We start from the raw sequence: 23,826 nt of genomic DNA, 5'->3' as shown, positions 1-23,826 counted from the left end.
GGGGGTGGGGTGGGGGTTAGGGGAGGCGGGCGTTCAGGTGGAGGGCTATGGCGTCGTGGGCGGGGATGTTGGCGGCGAACCAGCCGTTGGCGTCGACGGTGACGACCGGGCCGGAGCAGGTGCCGTTGGTGAAGGTGCCGTGGATGACGTCGCAGTAGCGGCCGGCCGGCAGTCCGGTGTAGTAGGAGCGGCCGTTGATCGCGGAGCCCTCGTCGTTGATGGTGATGAAGCCCCGGCCGGTGCGGCTGAAGGCGATGTGGTTGTTGCCGTTGTCGTACCAGTTGCTGACTCCGGCGCCCTCGGTGGCGTTGCGGAAGCCGACCATGTTCGCGATCACCGGCCAGCGGTGCTCGCACTCCCAGCCGGAGTAGCAGACCGTGTTGCGCGTCTTGTTGCTGCCGTCTGAGGGCGGGCCGGCGTCGCGGCTGCTGAAGGTGTAGCTCGACATCACCGTCGGGGAACCGTACGGCCAGGCCAGCATGAACGCGTTCGCGAGGGCGTAGATGCCCCGGTCGCGGTAGGTGAGCACACCGCCGTCGTCGCGTTGGGTGTCGTGGTTGTCCACGAAGACCGAGGAGACGCCGCTGGGCAGGTGGCCCCAGCCCTCACCGAAGTTGCGCAGGTACGCGAGCCGCTCGGAGCGGAACACCCGGGCCAGGTCCTTGCCGTAGCGGAACTCGTGCACGTCACCGTTGCCGGTGTACTCGTTCGGCGTGATCGGCTCGCCCGCGCCGTAGATGACCTCCTGCACGATGTACGCCGACCGGTTGAGCCGGCTGCGGATGTTGGCGATGTCAGCCGCCGGCATGTGCTTGCTGGCGTCCAGCCGGAAACCGTCCACCCCGAGCGCCAGCAGGTCGTTGAGGTACGCGGCCAGCCGGGAGCGGACGTAGTCGGACTCCGTCTTCAGGTCGGAGAGGTTGACCAGCTCGCAGTTCTGCACCTCGTAGCGGTCGTTGTAGTTGGCGATGTCGTTGTTGCCGTTGCGTCCGCAGTAGTGGAAGTCCTGCGACTGGTAGATGCCGGGGTAGACGTGGTGCTGGTAGGTAGAGCCGGCCCAGCCGGTCCCGCCGTTGTCCTGGCCGGACATGTGGTTGATGACCGCGTCGACGATCACCTTCACGCCGGCCGCGTGGCAGGTGTCGACCATGGACTTGAACTGCGCGCGGGTGCCCTTGCGGGATTCGATCCGGTAGCTGACCGGTTGGTAGGCCACCCACCACTGGTTGCCGCGTACGTGCTCCTGTGGTGGTGACACCTGGACGTAGCCGTAGCCCTTCGGGCCGAGGGTGCTGCTGCACTCGCTGGCGACCGAGGGCCAGTTCCACTCGAAGAGGTTGGCGATGACCTTCTTGCCACCACTCGGGGCGGCGACGGCCGGGGGTGCGGTCATCACGCCGGGGGCGAGGAGGCCGGCGATCACGGCGAGGGCGACGATCGCCGGGCGGAGTCGACGTCGATGCATCGGGTGCTCCAGGGGTGCCGGGGGACGGGGGAGGTGGTGCGGGTTGCCCAGATCTTGCAATCCGGGCTGAAAATTTCAGAAATGTTACAACCGGGTTTCAACGCCTGTCAATGCGCTGGTGTGGACGGCCGGCGGCGGGGCCGTTATACGCGCCGGGTGGCGGGGCGGTTCGACAACTCGGCGAGATTTTTTCTTACGACACTGATCCGACCGGAGCCGCGCTGCGTACTGGAGTGGGGAACAGGGTCGGCCGGCGGTGCGCCGCCGCGAGACGATCGAGGAGCAGATGGTCCGGGCTACGCAGAACGAGAAGGCAGCTGCCGTACGTACCAGCAGCAGCAGTCGAGGGATCCGCGTCCGGTCCCGCGGCCAGATCATGGCGCTCTCCGCGTCCGGGCTCGCCGCCTTGTGGGCGTTGACGATGCTCACCGGCGCGGGCCAGCAGATGTACGCGATGGGCTTCTTCTTCACCGAGTTCTTCGCCGGCGTGATCGCGCTGGTCGCGCTGAGCCTCACGGTGATGATGGGGCTGCTCGCCACCGACCGGCTGGTACTGCTCATCCGGCACCGGGTGCTGTTGCAGTCCGCGCACCGGGCCACCGGCATTCTCGGCGTGGCCGGGCTGGCCTTCCACGTCATCACGAAGATCGCCAGTGGTCGGGCGGGGCTGACCGACGCCGCCGTGCCGTTCGTCGGTGGCCGGGGCCTCTACATCGGGCTGGGCACCATCGCCGCGCTGCTCATGGTGGGTGTGCTCTGGACTGGGATCATCCGGGCGCGGTTCGCCGACGTCGGCCCGAAGTGGGTGTGGCGTGCGCTGCACTCCATGGCGTACGTCTCCTGGCCGTTCGCCATCTTCCACGGTCTGCTCGCCGGCCGTCCGCCCGCCACCTGGGTGGGCCTGAGCTACTTCGCCTGCGTGCTGCTGGTCGTGATCGCCCTGATGGTCCGGCTCTCGGTCACCCTGCAACGGCGCAGCCGCGAGCAACAGCAGGCCGCCGTTCTGAACGAGGTCATGAGCGGGGCCAAGTCCACCGAGGAAACCCGGGGCAAGTCCCTGCTCGGCACGCTGACCGGCCGCCGCGACGAAGCCGACGACGGTCGGGAGAAGCGGGTCCGTCGCGACACCAGCTGGGCCGACAGCACCTCCGGGACCTGGGCCAGCCCCACCATCCGGCGCAACGACCCGGAACGGTTCACCGTGCCGGTGGTTCCCGAGCCGGGCACGCTGCGCGAACCGGTGCGGTCCGGCCGGGACCGTCGCGACGAGGAGTTCGAGCCGGTCGTCCGGCGCGCCTCGCGCCGCGAGGAGGAGGAACTGGAGCGGGTGGTGCGCCGCGAGACCGAGGTGCTGGAGCCGGTGGCGCGCCGCCGTCGCGATGCCGAGCCCCGGCGGTCCTCCCGCCGCGACGAGGAGTTGGAGACCACCGGGCGGCGTTCGGCGCGGGTCGACGAGGACCTGGAACCGGTCGCCCGCCGGTCGCGGCGCGACGAGGAACCGACCGGCCGCCGATCGCGGCGCGAGGAGGAGCGCGAGCCGGTCGGCCGTCGTGCGTCCCGTCGCGACGAGGACCTGATGGAGTACGAGGAGCCGGTGCGTCGCCGCCGCCGCGACGAGGACGAGGAGGAGTACGACCGCTCCCGCCGGTCCCGGGTCGACGCCGGTAGCCGGTACTCAGCTCCGCCGCAGCGCGTCGAGGACGAGGCCGAGGAGCCTTGGGACAGCCCGCGCCGGTGGGAGTCGACCGGCCCGATCTCCGGCGCGCCCATCTCCGGCTCGCCGATCTCCGCCGCACCGCGTAGCGGTGGCGGGCGGCACAGCGCCGAGGACGACCTGCCGGAGGCGGAGACCGACTACTGGCGCCCGCCGGCCCGGTACAGCCCGGACGACGTGGCCGACGACGACACCCCGACCCTGGTCGACCTGGCCTCCCGACGTGCCCGCCGGGCCTCGTCGGCGGAGAGCCGACGTCGCCGCCGGGCCGACCCGGACTCGGTGGACGGCGCCTACTGGGCCGGGCTGCGGGGTGAGGCCAAGTGACGATGCGGACCACCGTTCCCCCGGTGGCCGCCGTCGGTGAGCCCCGGCTCACCGCGGGGTTCGCCGAGTTCGGCCGGCTAGACCTGCGCGCCCACGAGCTGGTGCACGGCCCGATCAGCCCGATGGAACCGTCCAACCTGCTGCGGCTGGCGGAGGGCACCCAGCTCAAGGGCAAGGGCGGGGCCGGATTCCCGTTCGCGCGGAAGCTGCGGGCGGTGCTGGAGTCCTGTGAACGTCAGGATCTGCCGCCCGTGGTCGTGGTCAACGCCACCGAGGGTGAGCCGGCCAGTTGGAAGGACAAGGTCCTGCTCACCCGGGCACCGCACCTGATTCTCGACGGTGCCGCGCTGGCCGCGTTCGCGCTGGACGCCGAGGAGATCGTGCTCTGCGTGGCCGACGACCTGGTGGGCCGGGACTCCCTGATGGAGGCCCTGGACGAGCGCCGGATGCCGGCACCGACGAGCGTCGTGACGGTGCCACACCGGTTCATCAGTGGTGAAGGCGGCGCGCTGGTGAACGGGATCAACGGCCTGCCGCACATCCCGCCCGGCACCAAGAGGCGGGCCAGCGACTCCGGCGTCGGCGGGATGCCGACCCTGCTGTCGAACGCCGAGACGTACGCCCAGATGGCGATCGCCGCCCGACTCGGCCCGTACGAGTACGCGGCGCTCGGCACCGACGACGAGCCCGGCACGGTGCTGCTCAGCATCACCGGCGCGGCGAAACGCCACGCGGTGGTGGAGTGCGCGGCCGGCACCCCGCTGGCCGAGATCCTCGAACTCTGCGAGGTGCCGGACGGTCCCGGCATCCTCATGGGCGGCTACCACGGCAAGTGGATCACCCGGGAGGCGGCGGAGCGGGCCGAGGTCTCCCGCAAGGGGCTCGCCGCGGTCGGCGGCACGCTCGGCGCTGGCATCATCGTCCCGCTGGCCAACGACACCTGCCCGCTCGGCGAGGCGGCGCAGGTGGTCCGTTACCTGGCCGGCGAGTCGGCCGGGCAGTGCGGCCCGTGCAAGCGGGGCCTGCCCGACCTGGCCCGCGCCGTCGACCTGGCGGTCTCCGGCAGCGCGCCGGTGGAGGTCGTCCGGGCCGCCGCCGGTGACGTCAAGGGCCGTGGCGCGTGCAGCCACCCCGACGGTACGTCCCGCTTCGCGCTCTCGGCCATGGAGGTCTTCGCCGACGACCTGAAGAAGCACACCACCGGCGAGGGCTGCGGACGGCGGGTCAAGGGCATGATGGGTCTACCCGGCGCCCCCGACCCCGACCCACAGAAGCTGGTCCTGGACTGGTCCCGTTGCGACGGGCACGGCCTCTGCGCCCACGTGGTGCCGGACTTCATCCGGCTGGACCAGAACGGATACCCCGCCTTTCCGCCCACCCCCGTGCCGACCTGGTTGCGGGAGGGCGCGGTGAAGGCGGTCAAGGTCTGTCCGGCGCTGGCGCTGCGGTTGACCGAGGCCTGAGCCGCCCACCCGGGCGGTACGGCCGCCGGGGTGGGCGCGAGTGAACCGAAGGAGACGCGGATGGGATCGCTTTCGACGACGAGAGGGTCCACCGGGGCGGTCACCGCCGCCCTGCTCGCCGCCGTGCTGGCCACCGCCGGATGCGGCACCGGTCCGGACGCCGAGGCGGCCCCGCCGGCCGGTGCGCCGACGTCCGCCACCGTGTCCCCGTCGACCGGGCCGGCCAGCCCGGTGCCGGACACCCTGCGGTTCACCGGCACCACCCTGGACGGCGCGGCCTTCGACGCCGCCACCCTGGCGGGCCGGCCGGTGGTGCTCTGGTTCTGGGCACCCTGGTGCGCCACCTGCGCCAGCCAGGCATGGACGATCGCCGAGATCGAGCCCGGCTTCCGGGAGACCGTGCCGATCATCGGCGTCGCGGGGCTCGGTGAACGCAAGGCGATGACCGACTTCGTCACCGAGTTCGAACTCGGCCCGATGCCGCAGATCGAGGATCGCAAGGGGGCGATCTGGCGGCGCTTCGAGGTCGTCGAGCAGAGCACCTTCGTCATCATCGACCGGGACGGCCGGATCATCCACCAGGGCTGGCTCGACGGCGAAGACCTAACCCGCCGCGTCACCGCCCTGGCCACCTGACGCCCGCCCGCTCGCCGCTCGACGCTCGCCCTGCCACGTTGATCATGAGGTTAGCGGCGTTGTTGATCTCTGAAACTGCCGCTAACCTCATGATCAACACGAGCGGGTCAGGGGGTTAGGCGGTCGGTGTTCAGGCGGGGGCGGAGGACTTCGGGGACCAGGACCGAGCCGTCGGGCTGCTGGAACTGTTCGAGGATGGCGGGGAGGAGGCGGCTGGTGGCCAGGGCGGAGCCGTTGAGGGTGTGCACGAAGCGGGTCTGCTTGCCGCCCGGCTCGCGGTAGCGGATCGCCGCCCGGCGGGCCTGGTAGTCACCGCCCCAGGAGACCGACGAGACCTCCTTGTACTTGCCGGTGCTGGGCATCCACACCTCGATGTCGAGGGTCTTGCGCATCGACGCGCTGGAGTCGCCGGCCGCGAGCAGGCTGCGCTGGTAGTGCAGACCCAACCCCTCGACCAGGCTCTCCGCGTGGCTGACCATCTGCTCCAGCGCCGCGTCGGCCTGCTCGGGCAGGGTGAACTGGAAGATCTCCACCTTGTTGAACTGGTGGCCCCGCACGGTGCCCCGCTCGTCGGAGTGCGAGCCGGCCGCCTCGCGCCGGTAGCACGGGGTGTAGGCGAACACCTTGAGCGGCAGCTTCGTCGTCTCCAGGATCTCGTCCTGGTACGCACCGAGGATCGCCGTCTCCGCCGTCGGCAGCAGGAACTGCCCACGCGGCGCGGACTGCTTGTCCAGGTGGTAGACGTCGTCGTAGAACTTGGGGAACTGACCGGCGGCGAAACCTGCGGTGTCCAGCAGCAGGTGCGGCGGCAGGAGGAACTCGTACCCGGCCTCGATGTTCCGCTCGATCAGCCAGTTGATCAGCGCCCACTCCAGCCGGGCACCCAGCCCGGTGTACATCCAGAAGCCGGAGCCGCCGAGCTTGACGCCGCGTTCGTGGTCGACCAGACCCAGCATCCGGCTCAGCTCGACGTGGTCGCGGACCTTCTCGATGGCCGGTGGCGCACCGAAGGTCTTCACCACCCGGTTGGCCTCCTTGCCACCGGGCACCACGTCCTCGGCGGGCAGGTTGGGCAGCTCGCTCATGGTGGTGCGCAACCGCGCCTGCACCTCGTCGAGTTCCGCCTCCAGCTCGGCGACCTGCTTCCGACCGTCGTCCGAGGTGACCTGCGGCTCGACACCGGCTCGCTTCGCCTGCGCGTACGCCCGGGCCTCGGCCTTGCGGCGCTGGCGTTCCCCGTCGATCTCACTGATCAGCCGGCGGCGCTCCCGGTCGAGCTGCTGGATCTCCTCCAGCACCCGGTCGACCTCGGCGGCGTCCAGCCGCTTCGCCAGCGCGGCCGCCACCGCGTCGCGATCCTTCCGGATCAACTCCATGTCGAGCATGCTGCTCCGTACGCCTCCGTCCGGGCTCGGGTGGACCTCCAGATGCTACCGTCGCGCCCGAATCGCCCCGCCTCCCGCACCCGACCCACCCCGGACCGGCGGTTTCCGACGCCCGGTCCGCGCCGGACCTGGACGGTCGCCGCGGTCAGAGCCGGATCGGCATCAGGATGGAGAAGGCGGCCGGATCGTCGGGCCGGCGAATCGCCAGCGGGGTGACCGGGCCGTCCAGTTCCAGTACCAGCCGCGGACCGCCCGCCGCGTGCAGCGCGTCGAGCAGGTACCCCCCGTTGACGCCGACCCGCAGCTCGGTGTCGGCCCGACCGGCCGGGTCGTCGGTCAGTTCGTCCGGGCCGAGCAGGCGTAGCGTCTCCCGGCCGCCCAGCCCCAACACGGTCACCGGCAGCGGGCCGCCCAAATGTTCCCGGGTCACCGTCGGTGTTCCCGACCGTAGTGCGGCGACCAGCCACGGCGCGTCCACCGGTACCCGGCGGGCCGGCCCGTCGGTCGCCGCCGGCAGCAGGCAGCGGTAGTCGGGAAAGTCGTACGGCAGGGTCGTCACCCGCAACCGACGCCCGCTGCCGTCGGCGACGACCTGCCTCCCGACCAGGGTCAGCCGTACCTCGCCGGTGGCCGCCGCGCCGGACAGTCGGCGCAGCCGGTCGACCGCGGCCACCGGCAGCAGCGCACGCACCGCCGGACCGCGTACCGTCGCGCCGGCCGTCGCCACCGCCATCCGGTGCCGGTCGGTCGCCACCAGCCGTATCCCCTCGTCGGTCACGTCGAGCAGCACGCCGGCCAGCCCCGGCAGCGCCGGATCGGTGCCGACCGCGAACCGGACGGCGTCCACGGCGGCGGCCAGCGCACGCCCGGTCAGGACGAGTCGGGTGGCCGGCGGGGGTTGGTCGTCGGCGAGCAGGCGACGGATCCGGGCGACCTCGTGCCGCGCCTCGGCCAGTCCGTCGGCCAGCCGCCCCAGGTGCGCGTCGAGCAGCCGGTGCACCACCAGGGGTTCCGCGCGTACCGCCCGGGCGATCTCGGCGACCGGCAGGCCGATCCGGCGTAGCCCGGCCACCAGCCGGGCTGGTGCCACCTGGTCGTCGGCGTACCACCGGTAGCCGGTGACCGGATCGACCCGGGCCGGAACCAGCACCCCGGCGGCGTCGTAGAAGCGCAGCGCGCTCACCGTCAACCCACTGGCCCGAGCCAGTTCACCGATGCTGCGCAGGTCACCGTCCACGGCCCGATCCTGCCCCCTCGACCTGGTCGAGGGTCAAGCGACCGGCTCCTCCTTCAGCACCCGGAAGGTGATGCCGGCGGCGGTGAGCCGACGCAGCAGCGCGTCGCCCATCGCGGTGACCGGCGTGACCTGACCGGCGGTGGTCGGCAGGTCGTCGCAGGCCAGACAGAGCGCCGACTCGGCGAGCATCTTCGCGGTCTCGTCGTAGCCGGGGTCGCCGCCGGCCACCTCCGTCACCACGCGTCGCCCGCCGCCGACGCCGACGAAACGGACCTTGAACCACGACTTCGCCCGCTGCTCAGCGCTCGGTCCCTGCCCGGAGGCGAGCCGGCCGAGCAGCCAGCGTCGGGTCGGCGGCAGCTTCACCAGCCCGACCACGGCACCGAGCCCCGCACCTGCGGCCAGCACCGTCGGCAGCCGCCGCACGGCCGCGAAGTGCCGGTACCGGAAATCCGGACCGTACTCGGGGCGGGCCGCCGCCGAGCGGCGGACCACCTGCGGGTCGATGGTCGGCAGCGGCACCGCCCAGACCGGCAGGTCCGACGAGCGGGCCAGGCGGCCCGGCACGGCCCGGACCCGGCGGTCGGCCGGGCGAGGCTCGGCGGCGCGGCGCTCGCGGGCCGCTCGCGACGCCTCACCGGTACGCGAGAAGGCGGTCAGCGCCGAGTGGTAGGTGCCGGCGGAGAACCGTCCGCCCGCCCGCACGTACCCGTCCACCGTGATCGGGGTGTCGGCGGGCAACTGCTTGATCGTGAACCAGACGCCGAGGTCGTGCGGGACCGAGTCGAAGCCGCAGGCGTGCACCAGTCGTGCGCCGGTGCGCACCGCCTCGGCGTGGTGGCGCAGATACATCCGGTCGACGAACTCCGGTTCGCCGGTGATGTCGAGGTAGTCGGTGCCGGCGGCGGCGCAGGCGGCCACCAGCGGTTCACCGTGGTGGACGTACGGGCCGACGGTGCTGGCCACCACCCGGGCGTCGGCGGCCACCGCGCGCAACGAGGCGGGATCGGTGACGTCGGCGGTGAGCAGCGGCAATCCGGCCAGCGCCGGGTCGATGGTGGCCACCTGGTCCCGGACCGCGGCCAGCTTGTCGGGGCTGCGGCCGGCGATCGCCCAGCGCAGCCCCGGCGGCGCGTGCCGGGCCAGGTAGCGGGCGGTGAGCCCACCGGTGAACCCGGTCGCCCCGAACAGCACCACGTCGTACGACCGTTGGGCAGCCATCCCGCGATCATGCCACCGCCGCCGCCGATCCGCCCGTCGCTGCTCAGTGCGGGGTGAACACGGCGCGTAGACACTCCTCGGGCCGGTCCCGGAACAGGGCGTACCCCTCGGCGGCCCGTTCCAGCGGGAAATGGTGCGTGGCCAGGTGCTCGGTACGCAGTTCGTCGCGGGCCATCCGATCCAGCAGCATCGGGATGTGCCGCTGACCGTGTTGGCGTCCCCCGCGCACGGTCAGTCCCTTGTGCACGACGATGCCGGCCGGAAACGCGTCCACGTGGCGGACGCCGCCGTTGAGGACGAAGACGCTGCCACCCTTGCGGCACGCGTACACCGCCTCCCGGACCGCCTCCGGCACCCGGGCACGGCCGGTGAAGCGGTCGGCGAGCGAGCGGTGTTCCCCCGCCGGGCCACCGACCGCCTCGACGCACACGTCCGGCCCCCGCCCGCCGCTGAACTCCCGCAGCTGCGCCGCGACGTCGGTGTCCCGCCGGTCGATGGTCTCGGCGCCGACGTGCTGCCGTGCCATCAGCAGCCGCCCGGGGTGGCGGTCGACGACGACCACCCGCTCGGCGCCGAGCAGCCAGGCTGTCCGGGCGGCCAGCTGACCGACCGCGCCCGCTCCCCACACCGCCACCACGTCACCGGGGCGCACCTCGCCCCCCTCCGCGCCCAGCCAGCCGGCCGGCGCGGCGTCCGAGGCGAACAGGGCCCGGTCGTCGCCGACGGACTCCGGCACCGCAAACGCCCCGACGTCGGCGTACGGCACCCGGACGTACTCGGCGTGACTGCCGGCGAAACCACCTGCGGCCCGGGGCTGGCCGAAGCAGCCCGCCACCGGGTGACCCCACTCCGCCTCACTCGCGGTCGGGTCGCTGCTGCCGTTGTCGCAGCACGACGGTAGCCCTCGCCGGCAGTACCAGCAGGCACCGCAGGCCACCGACGCGCAGACCACCACCCGGTCGCCGATCCGGTGCCGACGTACTCCCGGGCCGACCTCGACCACGTCGCCGAGGAACTCGTGGCCGAGCACGTCACCGGCGGCCAGGCCCGGCGCCTGCCCGCTGAGCAGCGGCAGGTCGGCACCGCAGGTGGCGCTGCGCCGCACCCGGACGATCACGTCGTGGTCGTTGCGCAGCTCCGGATCGGGCACCTGGCGGACGGCCAACTCGCCACCGGTGGTCCAGCACAGCGCTCTCACCGTGGCCGCCCGTCCGTCGGCGGTCGGGAGGTGCCGACCGGCACCACCGGTCCGCGCTCGCCGGGCATCGGGTCGGCACGCAGCACCTCGCCGGTCTCGGCTAGCTGCTTGACCTGCCACAACGCTTGCCGTACCAGCAGGCCGGGATCGTCGCCCAGCAGGTGCGCGGCGAGCCCGGGCCAGGCCGCGTGCGGCCGTGGCCGGGCCGCCAGTTCGGTACCCCGGCCACCCGGTGCACGCGCCACCGCGACCTCGACGGCACCGTCGAGGCGGCGGAGCGGCACCGGCCAGGCCCCGGTCGGCAGCACCTGCTCCGGCGGCCGGTCGACCGTCACCACCTGCCAACCTCCCGGGTGCCGTGGGTGCCGGCTCCGCTGCCGGATGACGGCGGTACGCGCGGCCCGGGCAGCCGCCACGCCGAGCGCGCCGGCCACCGCGACAACTGTCCCGACCTGTCCCACTCGTACCTCCGACCCCCGCTTCCAGCCGTGTCGTGCCGTCGCACCGAGCGGCGTCGGCGGGTGACCCGGTGGGATCCGCGACGCGTCCGCCCAGCTCAGGGCCAGCGTTGCCGCTGGCGGGGTGAACCCGGTTCCCCCGGAAGGGGTGAACGGTCGCGGGTCGGGTAACCGCCCGCCGCAGGGCCGGGGGAGGAAGCACGCGTCCGTGGGGGTGGGCCGGATGCCGGATGACCGCAGCACCGTCCAGGCCGACGCAGGGGTCCGCCCGTCGGGCGGCCCACCCCTGCTGGCCTCCCGGCTGGCACCCGCCGTGCCGGGCGAGACGATGGTGCTCCGGCCCCGGCTGGCCCGGTTGCTCGACGAGGCGGTGACCCGCCCGGTCACCCTGCTCCGGGCACCCGCCGGTTGGGGTAAGACGACGCTGCTGGCCAGCTGGCGACGGATGCGGCAGGAGGCTGAACCGGAGGCCCCGGTTCCGGCCTGGGTGTCGGTCGAGGCGGGGGACGACCCGGACCGCCTCTGGTCGTACCTCGGCGCCGCGTTGCGCTCCGTCGCGGATCCGGCGGAGACGCCGATGCCCGACCGGGCGCCACGTCCGGACGAGTTGGAGATCATGGCCGCCGCCCTCGCCGTCCGGGAACGGCCGGTGGTGCTGATCGTGGACGACCTGCACCTGATCACGGAGCCGGCGGCGCTGGCCGGTCTGGAGTTCCTGCTCCGCCACAGCGAGCAGCGGCTACGGCTGGTGGCGGCCGGACGGACCGGTCCGCCGTTGGCGGTGCACCGGCTGCGGCTGGCCGGAGAGTTGACCGAGATCGGCCCGGACGACCTGGCCTTCACCGGCGACGAGATCGCCGACCTGCTCACCGCGCACGGGGTGGCGGTGCCGGCCGCCGCGGTGGCCCGGCTGCGGCAGCGCACCGGGGGGTGGGCGGCCGTACTGCGAATCGCCGCCCTCGCCCTGCGCGACCAACCGGACCCGGAGCGCTGGATCGGCGAACTCGGCGCCGACCAGCCGGAGATCGCCGGCTATCTGCGGGCGGAGCCGCTGGCCGGGCTGGAGCCGACGGACCGTGAGTTGCTGCGCCGCGCAGCGATCGTCGATGCCGTCTGCGCCGGCCTCGCCGCCGCACTGAGCGGCGACGCGGACGCCGAGGAACGCCTGCGTACACTCGCCGACGACAGCGGCCTGCTCCACCACGACGGCAGCCGGCCGGTGTGGTACCGGTGCCATCCGCTGCTGACCGACCTGCTGCACCGCGAACTGGTCCGGCTGCCCGCAGCGGAGCTGCGCGACCTGCACCTGCGGGCGGCCGGATGGTACGCCGGCAACGGCCGACCCGCCGACGCGTTGCGCCACGCGCTCGCCGCCGGTGACTGGACCGCCGCCACCGATCTGTTCGTGATCAGTTGGCCGGAACTGGTGCCGTACGAGCGGCCGGCCGGCGTCGGGCCGGTGCCCGCGCCACCCCCGCCGGAGGCGGTGGAACGTGACCCGGAACTCGCGTTGGCCTGCGCCGCCGAACGGGCCCTCGACGGCGACACCGGGGCGGCCGAGGCTTACCTGCGGCTGGCCGGCGGGCACCTCCGGCGGCTGCCGCAACCGCGCCGGTCCCGGTTCGGCCGGCTGGTCGCCGCGGTCGAACTCACCCTGGCCCGACTCGCGGGTGACCCACCGCCGGTACGCGACGCCGCCGCCCGCCTGCTCGCCACCGACGGTGGACACCCGACCGGCGACCCGCCGCCCGTATCCGCCGTCGCAACGGCGGCCGGCAGCAGTGTCGCCGGGACGCCTGGCCACGCCGGAGAGGACGCCGATGTACGGGCCGTGGCCGGCACCGCGCTCGCCCTGCTCGCCTTTGACGACGGCGACCTGACCGGGGCGGCGACCGGCTTCGCCGAAGCGCTGGCGGCCGCCCGCGAGGCGGCACGTCCGCGCACCGAACTGATCTGTGCCAGCCGAGGGTCCCTGGTGGCGGCGCTGCGTGGACAGCTGCGCGCCGCCGAGGAACTGGCCCGGGCGGCGTTGGCCCTGCCGGCCTGCCAGGGCTGGGCCGCGTTGCTCGACTGCGGGTACGCGCATCTGGCGCTGGCCGTCGTGGCGCTGCACCGCAACCAGCCGGCGGAGGCCGAGGCACACCTGGGGCTGGCCGCGCCGGCCGGTGCGGAACCGGTGCCCGGCGCGGTGGCCGGTTGGTGCCGCGCGTACCTGCGCCTCGACGAGGGTGAGCCGAGTGTCGGCCACCGGCTGCTGGTGGAGGCCCGCACCGGGTGGGGCGCGCGTGGCGGTGAGCTGGGCGCGTGGCTGCGCGCCGCCGAACTGGACCTGCACAGCGCGCGGGGCGACGTACAGACCGCCCGGGAACTGGCTGGTGAGCCGCCGGTCGGGCCGATGACCGGTGCGGCGGCGGCGCTTGCCGTCGCGGCGGCCCGGACCGAACTGCGGGCCGGTGACCCACGTGCCGCCGACCGTCTGCTGCCGGACTGGACCGCCGCACCGGCGGCCGACTGGCCGCTGCCGGTACGCCTCGACGCCGCGCTGCTGGCCACGGCGCTGGCCATCCGCGCCGGTGACGACCGTCGGGCGGGCCGGATGCTGGAAGAGGCGCTCGACCTGGCCGCACCGGAGGATTACCGTCGCCCGTTCAGACAGGCCGAGCCGGGACTGCGGGAACTGCTCACCGCCCACCTCGACTCCGGTACCGCCCACTGGTCGCTGGTGAGTGACCTGGTCCGCGCCGTCGACGCGCAAACCGGACAGGCGGGCGGTTCAGGCGCCGCCGACGCGGCGGTGCCACCGCTGGACGAGCCGCTCACCGAGCGGGAGCTGACGATCCTGCGGTACCTGCAGAGCATTTTGTCCAATGTGGAGATCGCCGCCGAACTGTCGGTCTCCGTCAACACGGTCAAGACCCACGTCCGCAACATCTACCGCAAGCTCGATGCCACCCGCCGTCGCGACGCCGTCCGCCGCGCCCGCCAACTCCACCTCATCTGACCTCCCCGACCCCCCGGGCCCGTTCCTGTTGATCATGAAGTTGTTGTGCCCCGCCCCGACGTGGCGCGACTACAACTTCATGATCAACGAGGGTCAGGGGGTGGCGGTGTCGATGGTGGTGAGGAGGGTGGGTGGGGTGAAGTCACGGTCGTGGCGGACGTCGTTGACGAAGAGGGTGGGGGTGGCGGCCACTCCGCTGCGGATGGCACCGACGAAGTCGTGCCGGATCCGGTCGCCGTGGGCGTGCCGTCCGATCTCCGCCTCCACCTCGTCGACCGGCAGGCCGAGCTGTTCGACACCGAGCGTCAGGTGCACCGGATCCAACTGGTCCTGGTGCTCGTAGAGCCAGTCGTGCATCTCCCAGAACCGACCCCGCCGTCCGGCGGCCTCGGCGGCCTCGGCGGCCCGTTCGGCGTACGGGTGCAGGTTGGTGATCGGGAAGTGACGGTAGACGTGGCGGACGGTGTCGGCGCGTTGCCGCAGCACCTCCGTCAGATTGGCGTGGGCGAGGGCGCAGAAGGGGCACTGGAAGTCGCCGTACTCGACGATCGTCACCGGTGCGTTCAGCGGACCACGGATGTGGTCGTGCTCGGTGACGGGTGTGCGGAGTCGCGCAGTGACCTGTAGGGGCGTGGTCAGCTGATCGGTCATACCCCCCAGCCTCGGACCGGGCCGGGTGAGCGCGACTCACCCGACCCGGGTGGTTCCAAGCGACTCAGCGGAGCACCGGGGCGACCGCGATGTGGTTCTGCACCTCCCGGATGCCGGGAGCGGACCAGACGACCCGTTCCACCTCGGCGCGTTCGGGTATCGAGTGCACCAGTCCGCCGAGCAGCACCGTGTCGCCGTGTACGCGTACCGTCACCTGTTCCGCGTCGGTGGCGCGGTTGCGGGCCAGCGCGTCGACGATGCGCCGGGCCAGCAGGGCGCCGTCCGGACGTATCGACGGCCGGACGCTCATGCCGTTGCTGACCCCGCGTACGCCCTTCAGTTGACCGACTGCCTGTTCGGCGGCGCGGCGTTGGTACTCCCACTCGACCTCGCCGTGCAGGGTGACCCAGCCCTGGGAGACCGTCACGTCGAGCGCGTCGACCGGCACGAACGCCTGCCATTGCAGGGCGTGCTGGACCGCGGCGGCGATCTCCGGGTCGGTGCGTTCCGCGCCGGTCACCAGGCGCACCGCGAGGTCGTTGGCCACCGCCCGCACCTGCGTGACCCGGTGCGCGGCGCGTTCGGCCGCCCACTTCTTGGCGTAGCTGTCCACCTGCCCGGTCAACGTCACCACGCCCTCGGTGACGGCCACCCCGATCTCGTGCGGCCGGACCCGGGGCTCCCAGTCGAGTTCGTCCAGCACCGCGGACTGGATGTCCTGGTCGGTGCGGTTGATCGTCGAGATACTGGCCATCGGTCGCTCCCTTCTCACCACGGCGGCGCGGACCGGCGGGCCGGCCCGCCAGGTTCGCCGCGACCGAGCCTGGTGACCGTCCGGGTGAATTGGCCTCACCCGGATCGGACGAGGTCGGCCGCCCGGACTGGAACCGCCCAGAAGTTCCGGTGGGTGCGCGGCTGATGGATGACAGCACGACGGGCCCCGCCCGACCCCTCGGTCGGTGGAGCCCGTCGTCGCGGAGACCGTCAGCTGACGGGATTGGTCGGGTCGGTGGGGGAGTCGGGTCGGTCCACGTCGACGAACTCGATGTCCTCGAGGGCCCGGTCCCGGCTCCCGGCGGCGCGTGCCGCGGTGCCGGCGGCCCAGCCGACCGCGGCACCGACCAGGGCGGCGCCGATCAGCAATGTCCACGGCAACGCCGGGCGGCGTCCGGCAAGCGCGTCGAAGGCGCGGCTGGCCCGGTGACGGGCCTCCTCGGCGGCCGACTCGACCAGGTCACCGGCGTCGCCGGCGAGACCGGCGGAACTGTGGCGGGCGGTACGGGCGGTGTCGCGGATGCTGTCGCCGGCGTTGTTCACCGCCGCGACGAGGTGTTGCCAGGCCTGGTCCGCGATTCGCTCCGGCTTGCTGCGGCGCTCCAGCAGATGTGTTCCGAACATGTGGTTCCCTCCTCGACAGTGCCGGAGCCGGTGCACGCATCAGCTGTCGGCGGCGTTGTCCGGCCGGTGGGCGGTTCGCATCGGAGGCTGTGCCCACACCGACCCGGACGCAAACCACCGAAACGCTCGCCCCGACCGGACGGGCAGGTGCTCCCCCAGGGTGCGGTCCGGGACCGCACCGGGTTCGCCGCACCGGGCTAGCGGACGGCGACCGCCACCGCTGCGGCGCGGGCGAAGTCGTCGTCATCGTCATCGTCGTCGTCACCGCCACCGCCACCGAGACCGCAGGCCAGTACGAGGGCGAGTAGGGCACTGACACCGGCGAGCGCGGCGAGTCTGCGGAGCATGAGGTGGTCCTCCCGTCATAGGGGTCACTCGTGATGCTAGGCACACCGCGCCACTCTCGCGCATCCAGCGCAGGTCAGGCCGGTTGTTCATGGGGCACGCCGACAGTGCTGGAAAACGACGGGGATGGCGTCGGCCCGCTACCCTGGTTCGGCGGCGTCGGCGGAGGCTGAACGCTGAGTGATAAGGCCAATAAAGTTCGGATATGGGTGATTTGTTGTGCCCGCATCCGTGAATTGCTCATCCCGAGGGGTGGCGACCGAGGCGGTTGAAGGAATACTGTCGGTCGCGGCCCGCGTACTGATGAGGCGCCCGTCGTACGGGCGAGTGGAGGTGCTCGCGTGAGCCTGTCGATCCTGCAGACGGTTCGGCCCGGTGGTGTCATCGAGATCGCCCCTCGGGGGGAGATCGACGTCGACACCGCGTACGAGGTGAAAGAGGCCATCGCCGAGGTGCTGGCCAAGGGGCGGCCGGCCCGGATCGAGCTCAACATGCGGCTGGTCACCTTCATCGACTCGGTGGGCATCAGCGCGATGGTCGCCGGGTTCCAGACCGCCGAGGTCAGCGGGGTGAAGCTGATCGTCACCGAGCCGAGCCGGTTCGTCCACCGGCAGCTCTGGGTGACCGGCCTGCTCGGCCTCTTCGGCGCGCCGGAGCCCTACTACGCCGGGGCGGCCACGGCTCCCGAGGTGCTCCCCGGGGCCTGACCGCCTCGACCATCGCAGGGGCCCCTGGTCACTCCCGGTCGAGGCCGGACAGGTCCACGTCGGCCACCTCGGTGACCGCCCGGACCGCAGTCACCGACGCGTAGCCGTCGGCGAGCAGAGCCAGATCCGTGCCGGGCTGTACCGCCTGTCCCGGCTCCTCCAACGAGGTACGCACGAAGCCGTGCCCGGATTCGGCGACGGTCATCTGCACCTGGCCGAAGGTCGCCAGGGTGGCCTGGCGTACCCCACGCAGTCGACCCAGCGGTAGATCCGGCGCGTTGACGTTGAGCACGCTCTCCGTCGGCGCGGCGGTCAGTCGGGGCAGCAATTCCAGGGCGACGTGGGCGGCAGTGGCCCAGTTCCGTTCGGCGTCGCGAACCCGGGCGGCAGCCGCCACCGCGGCACCTCCGCTGGCCGCGGTCGCCTCACCGGCCGAGAGCACGTCCAGCGACACCGCCATCGCCCGGCAGCCGTTGGCCGCAGCGGTGAAGGCGGCCCCGACGGTGCCGGAGTGCAGCACCGCGCGGCCCGCGTTGGCGCCCCGGTTGATGCCCGACAGCAGCACCGACGGCGGCGGTCCGAAGGCACCGTGCACGGCGATGAGCGCGATGAACCCGGGCGAGCCACCGACGCCGAACGCCGGCACCCCGTCGAGTTCCGGTAACGGATGGTCGTGGACCACCACGTGCCCGTCCTGCTCCATGGCGCTCATCGCGGCGCTGGTGCCGCTCGCCTCCTCCAGTGGGGCAGCCACCACCACGTCCAGGCCCCGGTCGACGGCCGCCCGGGCCAGCGCCTGGATGCCCGGCGCGGCGATCCCGTCGTCGTTGGTGATCAGCACCCGCAGCGTCATCGGCCACCCGCCCGTTGCGCCAGTTCGTCAGGGGTGGTCCGCTCCTGGGGACGGCTGCCCGCCGGTTCCAACCGGACCCGGTCGACGAGGCCGTTGATCGAGTCGAGACGGCCGGTGCCGAGACCGTGTCGGGTGACGTTGAGCGCGCCGGCCGCCGCGCCGGTACGGATCGCCGTGCGGACGTCGCCGCCCCGGGCCACCACGGCGGCCACCCCGGCGGTCATCGAGTCGCCCGCCCCGCGCGGGTCGGCGGCTTCCAGCCGCGGCATCCGCACCTCGAACACCTCGCCGTCGACAAGCGCCAACGCGGGCTTGTCGGCCCGGCTGACCACCACGTTCTCGGCACCGGAGGCGTGCAGGTCGTACATCGCGCGGGTGAGCTCCTCCTCGTCGTCGCCGTCGGCCCGCCCGTCGGCGATCAGTTCCTCGTGGCTGACCTTGAGAAAGAAGACACCGCTTTCCAGGACGGCGGCGAGGTGCTCGCCGCAGAGGTCCACCACCACGCGACCACCGTTGGCACCGAGATCCGCCGCGAAACGCCGGTAGAGGTCGGCGGGGACCAGTGACGGATGGTTCGGCCCGCTCAACACGCTCACCGGCGCGCGCAGGCCCTCGCCGAGCGCGAGGTTGTACAGCTCGTCCAGCTCGTGCCGGCTCAACGGCTGGCCGATGACGTCGACGATCTCCTGGCGGGTCCCCTCGCGGCGGTCGTGCACGTACCCGCCGGTGCCGCCGGAGTCGCGGGCCACCACCTTCAGGTCGACTCCCTCGCTGACCAGCAACGGTTGCAGTACCTGCCCGACCTCACCGCCGAGCGCCGCGCAGAGCACCACGTCGACGCCGAGGGACAGCACCATCCTGGCCTGCCACACCCCCTGCCCGCCCGGGTGCAGGTGCAACTCGGGTGCGTCGCTCGGCTGGTCGATGGTCACGGTCAGCAGCGGTGTCGGTGCGAAGATCATGACGCGGCCGGTCATGACCGTACCCTGTTCGTACCGCCGAGCCTGGCGATTCGCTCGTTCATGGCGTTCCTCCCGTCAGCGGACAAATACCGCTTCCTGGTACGACGGTAACCAAGGGGACGCGTCGATGCGCGCCGAAGGGACGGTGCCCCGCCGGCCAACGGTGAAACGCAGCGCCGGGTGAACCGCTCGTGAAGAGCAGTTCACCCGGCGCGACGAGGAGGTCAGTACACCGACAGGTGGACGTGGTTGGTGTGGTCGCTGGACGGGTCACCGCGGGCGCCGCTGTAGGACTTCCAGCCGCTGCTGGGCAGCCAGATCTGCCTGTACCAGATCACGTAGAGCACCGCGAGCCGGTCGGCGTTCTTGACGAAGTACGCCGCCAGGTTGTTGCCGTAGGTCCGGTCGCCTCCGGTCGCGTCCCCACCGAAGCCGTTCTTCTGGGCGGCGAAGTCGCAGGCCCGACCCTTCGGGTGCTCGCCCGAGCCGCCGGAGCGGTAGCAGGAGACGTACCGGGTGAAGCCGGCCGACTTGGCCTGCTTCAGCGCGTGCAGGGTGCGTGGGGTGATGCAGCCGTTGGCCGGGGTCGGGTCGTTGACGCTGCACGACTCCGAGGGCCACGACCCGTCCGAGTTGCGGGGGGCGGGCTTGGCGGTGGGGCTCGACCCGCTGCTGCGCGACGGTGACCGGGCGGCCCGCTCGGCGGCCCTGGCCCGTTCGGCCGCCTCGTCCCGCTCGATGGCCACGGTCAACGCCCGCTCGGCCTGGTCCTTGCGCTTGGCCATCACGGCCACCTGCTTGCGCTGCTCCTGGATCTCCACGTCCAGGGCCTGCTTGGTGGCGCTGACCTCGTCGCGGGCCGCCTGGAGCTCGCGCAGTGCGCGGTCCTCGTTGGCGGCGACCGCGTCCAGCGCCGCCGCCCGGTCCATGAAGCCGGCCGGTGAACCGCTGTTGAGCAGCGCCGACGCCGCGCCCAGCCGCCCGGTGCGGTACGCCTGCGCGGCGATCGCGGCGACCTTGGTGCCGCGCTCGGCGACCTGGCTCTCGGTCGTCTTGAGCTGCTCGGCAAGCTTCTTCTGGCGCTTGACCGAGCGGCCGAGCGCGGTCTTGGCGTCGAGGTAGCCCTTGCTGGCGGCCTCCAGTTGGGCCCGCAGCGCCGGCGTGCCACCCTCGTCGTCCACATCGCCCGGGGCAGCCGCCCGCAATGGCGGCGATGCCGCGGCGGCGGGGGTGAAGGGGGCCAGCGCGACGCCAAGAGTGAGGGCGAGCGCGGCGGCGATCAGGGCCGCCGTACGGGCGGCCGGTCTTACCGTTGCCACTGCTGGCATGCACGTTTCCTTCCGTCAGCCGCCGACCGGGTTAGCTGACGGGTTCGGGACGGAAGATCCCTACCGCTGACGCGGATACACCCCAGGAACATGGTTCCCCGGTTCGCCCTGGCGGGCGATTAGGCGGCGGCCGCCGCCGGCACCGGTGGGTGCCGCCTGGCGGAGGCCGGGTCCGAGCCTACCGGTGCCCATGTGACCGGTGCAGCTGCTGTTACTGCTGGTGTTCAGTTGTTGACTAGTAGAACAGATCAAAAGCGGACAATAACCCCTTTTACCCGATTCTTCCGGTCACCACTGTGCCGCCCCGCAGGGCCCGGGATCCGATCGCGGCTCGATCTGGAGGGTCGCGTGCTCGATCTGGAAGTCCTCGTGCAGCGCCGAGCGGGCCGCCGCCAGCACGGCGCCGACGTCGGCGCCCGGTCTGACGGTGAGGTGCGCCGAGGCGACCTCCATGCCGGAGGTCAACGTCCAGACGTGCAGGTCGTGGACGTCGGCCACGCCCGGCACCGCGGCCAGCCGGTCGTACACCGCGGTGACCTGAAGGTGTTCCGGAGCGGCCTGGACCAGGATGCGCACCGCCGCCCGGCCCAGGCGCCACGTCCGGGGCAGGATGAACGTGGCGATCGCGACGGCCACCAGAGGATCGGCCCACCACCAGTCGGTCACGGCGATCAGCAGGGCGGCCGCGATCACGCCCAGTGAACCGAGCAGGTCTGCCAGCACCTCCAGGTACGCCCCGCGCAGGTTGATGCTCTCCCGCGCCCCTGGACGCAGGAGAGCGAACGCGACGACGTTGGCGAGCAGGCCGAGTGCGGCCACCACCAGGACCGGACCGGCGAGCACCTCGGGCGGATCGCCGAAGCGGCGTACCGCCTCGACCAGCACGTACACCGCGACGCCGGAGAGCAATACGGCGTTGGCCAGGGCCGCGAGCACCTCCAGTCGGTAGAGCCCGAAGGTGCGTTGCGGGTCCGTGTCGGCCCGACGGGTGGCAGCCACGGCCGCGAGGGCCATCCCGATGCCCAGCACGTCGGTGAACATGTGCCCGGCGTCGGAGAGCAGGGCCAGCGAACCGGTCCGCAGAGCGGTGACTGCCTCGATCGCCATCAGCACGCTGAGCAGGGCGAACGCTGCCCACAGCCGGCCGGAGTGGCGGTGGGCGGCGTTCGACACCGCAGCGTGGTGGTGGTCATGGCCGGCGCCCACCCAGACACCTTGCGACGTCCGTCGGACCGGGGACGGAGCTATGCCAACATCGCTATGTATGCAACCGTCTGGCGGGTCGCGGTGTTCGGGTTCAACCGGCCGGGTCGACGGTGGTCAACCGCTGGGTGGCCCGGGACAGCGCGACGTAGAGGGTACGGACCCCGGAGCCGGGCTCCGCCCGGATCTCCGCCGGGGCGACCAGCACCACACCGTCGTACTCCATGCCCTTGGCCTCGAGGCTGGTCACCACCTGCAACCGCTGCCCGCCCAGCGCCCCCAGCCAGGCCGCGACCTGATCCCGTCGGGGCACCGGAGTGATCACTCCGACGGTGCCCTCGACCTCGCCGAGCAGGGCGCTGGCGGCCGTCACGACGGTGGTCTCCAACTCGGGCGCCGGTACCTCGAGCTGGAGTGGATCGATGCCGGTGGAACGGACCGCGGTGGGCAACGCGAGCTCCGGGTACGCCCGCCGGATCTCGGCCGCCGCCACCGCGAAGATCTCCGCCGAATTGCGGTAGTTCGTGGTGAGCGTGAACCGGTGCCGGCGGCGGCGCCCCAGCGCCTGGTCGCGGGCCCGGGCCAACTCCTGCGGATCTCCCGTCCACGCGGTCTGCGCCGGGTCACCCACCACCGTCCAGGACGCCAGCCGCCCGCGCCGGCCCACCATCCGCCACTGCATCGGTGAGACGTCCTGGGACTCGTCGACCACCAGGTGGGCGTAGTCGCGGTAGTCCTCGGGGCGTTCCCGGGCGGCCTGCCGGGCGGCCCGCTGCCGGTCGGCGAAGGTGCTCAGCTCACGCACCCCACCGGCCAACTGGAACGGGTCCCGCTTGGGGCGGGCGGGGCGCATCGGCTTGCCGAGCAGCGCGTCCAACTCGTCCAGCAGCGCAACGTCGGCGACGGTCGGGCCGTCCGTGGCCAGCCCCCGGTACGCCGCACCCAGCAGCCGGATCTCGGCACCGGAGAGCAGGCCCCCGCCGTACCGGCGCAACCGCTGCGGATCGGCCAACCAGGCGAGCACGTGCCGCGGATGCAGCCGTGGCCACCAGGCCTTCAGGAAGTCGCGGAAGTCCGTGCGGTCGATCAGCTCGTCCTCGAAGGCGCGCTGCTCGGGCAGCCCGGTGATGCCCAGCCGGCGGGCCTGCGCCCAGAGCGCGGCGAGCACGCCGTCGAAGCCGGCCCGACGCACCTCGTTGCGGCGGGCGCCACGGGGCAGCGCGCGATCCCGGACGGCGTCCAGCTCGGCCTGCTCCAGCCGCAGCAGCGTGCCCCGGTACAGCAGGCGCAACTCGGTCGGGGAGTCGGGCACCGCGTCCCGGGCCGCCCGTTCCAGCACCCGGCGCATCCGCAGCGAACCCTTGATCGCCGCCACCTCGGGCGGGTCGGTGCGGGTGGCCACCACCCCGGGGAAGAGGGTGCCCAGTGAGCGCAGGGTGGCGGTGTCCTCGCCCAGCGACGGCAGCACCGAGGCGATGTACTCGACGAAGACCGAGGAGGGGCCGATCACCAGGATGCCACCTCCGGCGTACCGGCTGCGGTCGGCGTAGAGCAGGTACGCCGCGCGATGCAGCGCCACCGCCGTCTTGCCGGTGCCCGGGCCGCCGGAGACGAGGGTCACGCCCGAGCCGGGGGAGCGGATCGCCTCGTCCTGCTCGCGCTGGATGGTGGCCACGATGTCCCGCATGCCCCGACCGGTGGTCCGGGACAGGGTGGCCAGCAGCGCACCGTCGCCGACCACCGCCATCTCCGGCGGGGCGGCGTCCGGATCCAGCAGGTCGTCCTCGATCCGGGTGACCCGCTCCCCGCTGGACTGGATCGTCCGACGCCGGACGACGCCCAGCGGCTCGGCCGGGGTCGCCCGGTAGAAGGCGGCGGCAGCCGGGGCCCGCCAGTCCACCACCAGTGTGGTGGCGTCCTCGTCGCGGATACCGAGTCGCCCGACATACAGGGTCTGCCCGTCACGCAGGTCGAGTCGGCCGAAGACCAACCCCTCGTACTCGGCGTCGAGCAGGTGGCGTCGCTGCGCGGCGTGGAAGACCATCGCGTCCCGCTCGACAAGCGCACCGAAGTTGCCGACCCGGGCCAGCCGGTAGCCCTCCCGTTCCGCGCGAACGGCGGATCGGCGCAGCTCGGCCAGTCGCGCGTACACCCGGTCGAGATGCCGTTGCTCGGCGGCGATCTCCTGATCCAGGGTGCTCTGGTCCACCGCTCGCTCTCCTCGTGACGCCGCCTGGCCAACCGCACGAGATTACGCCCCGCCGCGGAGCTGGG

Annotated in this window: 20 protein-coding genes and 1 riboswitch; of the genes, 5 read left to right on the top strand and 15 right to left on the bottom strand. The window is 72.7% G+C overall.

Going from position 1 to position 23,826, the window contains the following annotated elements; translation table 11 throughout:
* Positions 1-16: 16 nt before the first annotated feature.
* Positions 17-1,465 carry an alpha-amylase family protein gene (locus KBX50_RS25155; RefSeq protein ID WP_210940154.1) on the bottom strand — a complete coding sequence of 483 codons (1,449 nt, stop codon included), beginning with the start codon at positions 1,463-1,465 and terminating at the stop codon, positions 17-19.
* Positions 1,466-1,721: 256 nt separating this feature from the next.
* On the opposite strand from KBX50_RS25155, the gene KBX50_RS25150 reads away from it, so the two are divergent.
* From KBX50_RS25150 to KBX50_RS25140, 3 genes are read left to right on the top strand one after another with little or no spacing between them, the layout of a single operon-like run.
* Complete coding sequence (locus KBX50_RS25150; protein WP_307871065.1) at positions 1,722-3,506, top strand: ferric reductase-like transmembrane domain-containing protein; 1,785 nt, start codon at positions 1,722-1,724, stop codon at positions 3,504-3,506.
* Between the two features lie 2 nt (positions 3,507-3,508).
* Positions 3,509-4,969, top strand: coding sequence for an NADH-quinone oxidoreductase subunit NuoF family protein (locus KBX50_RS25145; RefSeq protein WP_210940159.1), 1,461 nt, complete (start codon positions 3,509-3,511; stop codon positions 4,967-4,969).
* A 60-nt stretch (positions 4,970-5,029) separates the two neighbouring features.
* A complete protein-coding gene (locus KBX50_RS25140; RefSeq protein ID WP_210940153.1) occupies positions 5,030-5,605 on the top strand; it encodes a redoxin family protein in 576 nt (191 codons plus the stop codon).
* A gap of 107 nt (positions 5,606-5,712) precedes the next feature.
* Here the strand turns inward: KBX50_RS25140 and serS are convergent, their stop codons facing one another.
* The 5 genes from serS to KBX50_RS25115 form a co-directional block, all read right to left on the bottom strand.
* Positions 5,713-6,990: a serine--tRNA ligase gene (serS, locus tag KBX50_RS25135; RefSeq protein WP_210940152.1), complete on the bottom strand. Its 1,278-nt coding sequence runs from the start codon at positions 6,988-6,990 to the stop codon at positions 5,713-5,715.
* 145 nt (positions 6,991-7,135) lie between these two features.
* Positions 7,136-8,215 (bottom strand): MerR family transcriptional regulator, encoded by a 1,080-nt coding sequence (locus KBX50_RS25130; RefSeq protein ID WP_210940158.1) that lies wholly within the window; start codon positions 8,213-8,215, stop codon positions 7,136-7,138.
* A gap of 45 nt (positions 8,216-8,260) precedes the next feature.
* Positions 8,261-9,448 (bottom strand): trans-acting enoyl reductase family protein, encoded by a 1,188-nt coding sequence (locus tag KBX50_RS25125; protein ID WP_210940151.1) that lies wholly within the window; start codon positions 9,446-9,448, stop codon positions 8,261-8,263.
* A gap of 43 nt (positions 9,449-9,491) precedes the next feature.
* Positions 9,492-10,646: an alcohol dehydrogenase catalytic domain-containing protein gene (locus tag KBX50_RS25120; RefSeq protein WP_210940150.1), complete on the bottom strand. Its 1,155-nt coding sequence runs from the start codon at positions 10,644-10,646 to the stop codon at positions 9,492-9,494.
* Positions 10,643-11,107 carry a hypothetical protein gene (locus KBX50_RS25115; RefSeq protein WP_210940149.1) on the bottom strand — a complete coding sequence of 155 codons (465 nt, stop codon included), beginning with the start codon at positions 11,105-11,107 and terminating at the stop codon, positions 10,643-10,645. The genes KBX50_RS25120 and KBX50_RS25115 overlap by 4 nt, the downstream gene beginning before the upstream one ends.
* Before the next feature lie 220 nt (positions 11,108-11,327).
* Here KBX50_RS25115 and KBX50_RS25110 point away from each other — a divergent pair, with 220 nt between their 5' ends.
* The gene (locus KBX50_RS25110; protein ID WP_210940148.1) at positions 11,328-14,105 is read left to right on the top strand and encodes a LuxR C-terminal-related transcriptional regulator; all 2,778 of its coding nucleotides are present in this window, start codon (positions 11,328-11,330) and stop codon (positions 14,103-14,105) included.
* 93 nt (positions 14,106-14,198) lie between these two features.
* On the opposite strand, the gene KBX50_RS25105 is transcribed toward KBX50_RS25110, so the two are convergent.
* From KBX50_RS25105 to KBX50_RS25090, 4 genes are all read right to left on the bottom strand, one after another.
* Positions 14,199-14,744: a thioredoxin domain-containing protein gene (locus KBX50_RS25105; RefSeq protein WP_210940157.1), complete on the bottom strand. Its 546-nt coding sequence runs from the start codon at positions 14,742-14,744 to the stop codon at positions 14,199-14,201.
* A gap of 76 nt (positions 14,745-14,820) precedes the next feature.
* Complete coding sequence (locus KBX50_RS25100; RefSeq protein ID WP_210940147.1) at positions 14,821-15,510, bottom strand: BON domain-containing protein; 690 nt, start codon at positions 15,508-15,510, stop codon at positions 14,821-14,823.
* A gap of 230 nt (positions 15,511-15,740) precedes the next feature.
* Complete coding sequence (locus tag KBX50_RS25095; RefSeq protein ID WP_210940146.1) at positions 15,741-16,154, bottom strand: hypothetical protein; 414 nt, start codon at positions 16,152-16,154, stop codon at positions 15,741-15,743.
* A gap of 197 nt (positions 16,155-16,351) precedes the next feature.
* Positions 16,352-16,501, bottom strand: coding sequence for a hypothetical protein (locus tag KBX50_RS25090; RefSeq protein ID WP_210940145.1), 150 nt, complete (start codon positions 16,499-16,501; stop codon positions 16,352-16,354).
* 339 nt (positions 16,502-16,840) lie between these two features.
* Between KBX50_RS25090 and KBX50_RS25085 the strand changes: the two genes are divergently transcribed.
* A complete protein-coding gene (locus KBX50_RS25085; RefSeq protein ID WP_093401327.1) occupies positions 16,841-17,206 on the top strand; it encodes an STAS domain-containing protein in 366 nt (121 codons plus the stop codon).
* A 28-nt stretch (positions 17,207-17,234) separates the two neighbouring features.
* Here the strand turns inward: KBX50_RS25085 and surE are convergent, their stop codons facing one another.
* From surE to KBX50_RS25060, 5 genes are all read right to left on the bottom strand, one after another.
* On the bottom strand, positions 17,235-18,059 hold the full coding sequence (surE, locus tag KBX50_RS25080) for a 5'/3'-nucleotidase SurE (RefSeq protein ID WP_210940144.1): 825 nt from the start codon (positions 18,057-18,059) through the stop codon (positions 17,235-17,237).
* Positions 18,056-19,036: a 1-phosphofructokinase family hexose kinase gene (locus KBX50_RS25075; protein ID WP_170863262.1), complete on the bottom strand. Its 981-nt coding sequence runs from the start codon at positions 19,034-19,036 to the stop codon at positions 18,056-18,058. Before KBX50_RS25075 ends, surE begins: the two co-directional genes overlap by 4 nt.
* A 209-nt stretch (positions 19,037-19,245) precedes the next feature.
* A complete protein-coding gene (locus KBX50_RS25070; protein WP_210940143.1) occupies positions 19,246-20,349 on the bottom strand; it encodes a hypothetical protein in 1,104 nt (367 codons plus the stop codon).
* 4 nt (positions 20,350-20,353) lie between these two features.
* Positions 20,354-20,485, bottom strand: a riboswitch (cyclic di-AMP (ydaO/yuaA leader).
* A 152-nt stretch (positions 20,486-20,637) separates the two neighbouring features.
* Entirely contained in the window at positions 20,638-21,555 is a 918-nt protein-coding gene (locus KBX50_RS25065) for a cation diffusion facilitator family transporter (RefSeq protein WP_210940142.1), read from the bottom strand.
* A 91-nt stretch (positions 21,556-21,646) separates the two neighbouring features.
* Positions 21,647-23,761 (bottom strand): AAA family ATPase, encoded by a 2,115-nt coding sequence (locus KBX50_RS25060; protein WP_210940141.1) that lies wholly within the window; start codon positions 23,759-23,761, stop codon positions 21,647-21,649.
* Positions 23,762-23,826: the final 65 nt, after the last annotated feature.

Source organism: Micromonospora sp. C51, assembly GCF_018070435.1.
Lineage (GTDB): Bacteria > Actinomycetota > Actinomycetes > Mycobacteriales > Micromonosporaceae > Micromonospora > Micromonospora sediminimaris.
Note: the sequence above shows the minus strand (reverse complement) of the source record. Positions and strands in the feature narration are given on the sequence as shown.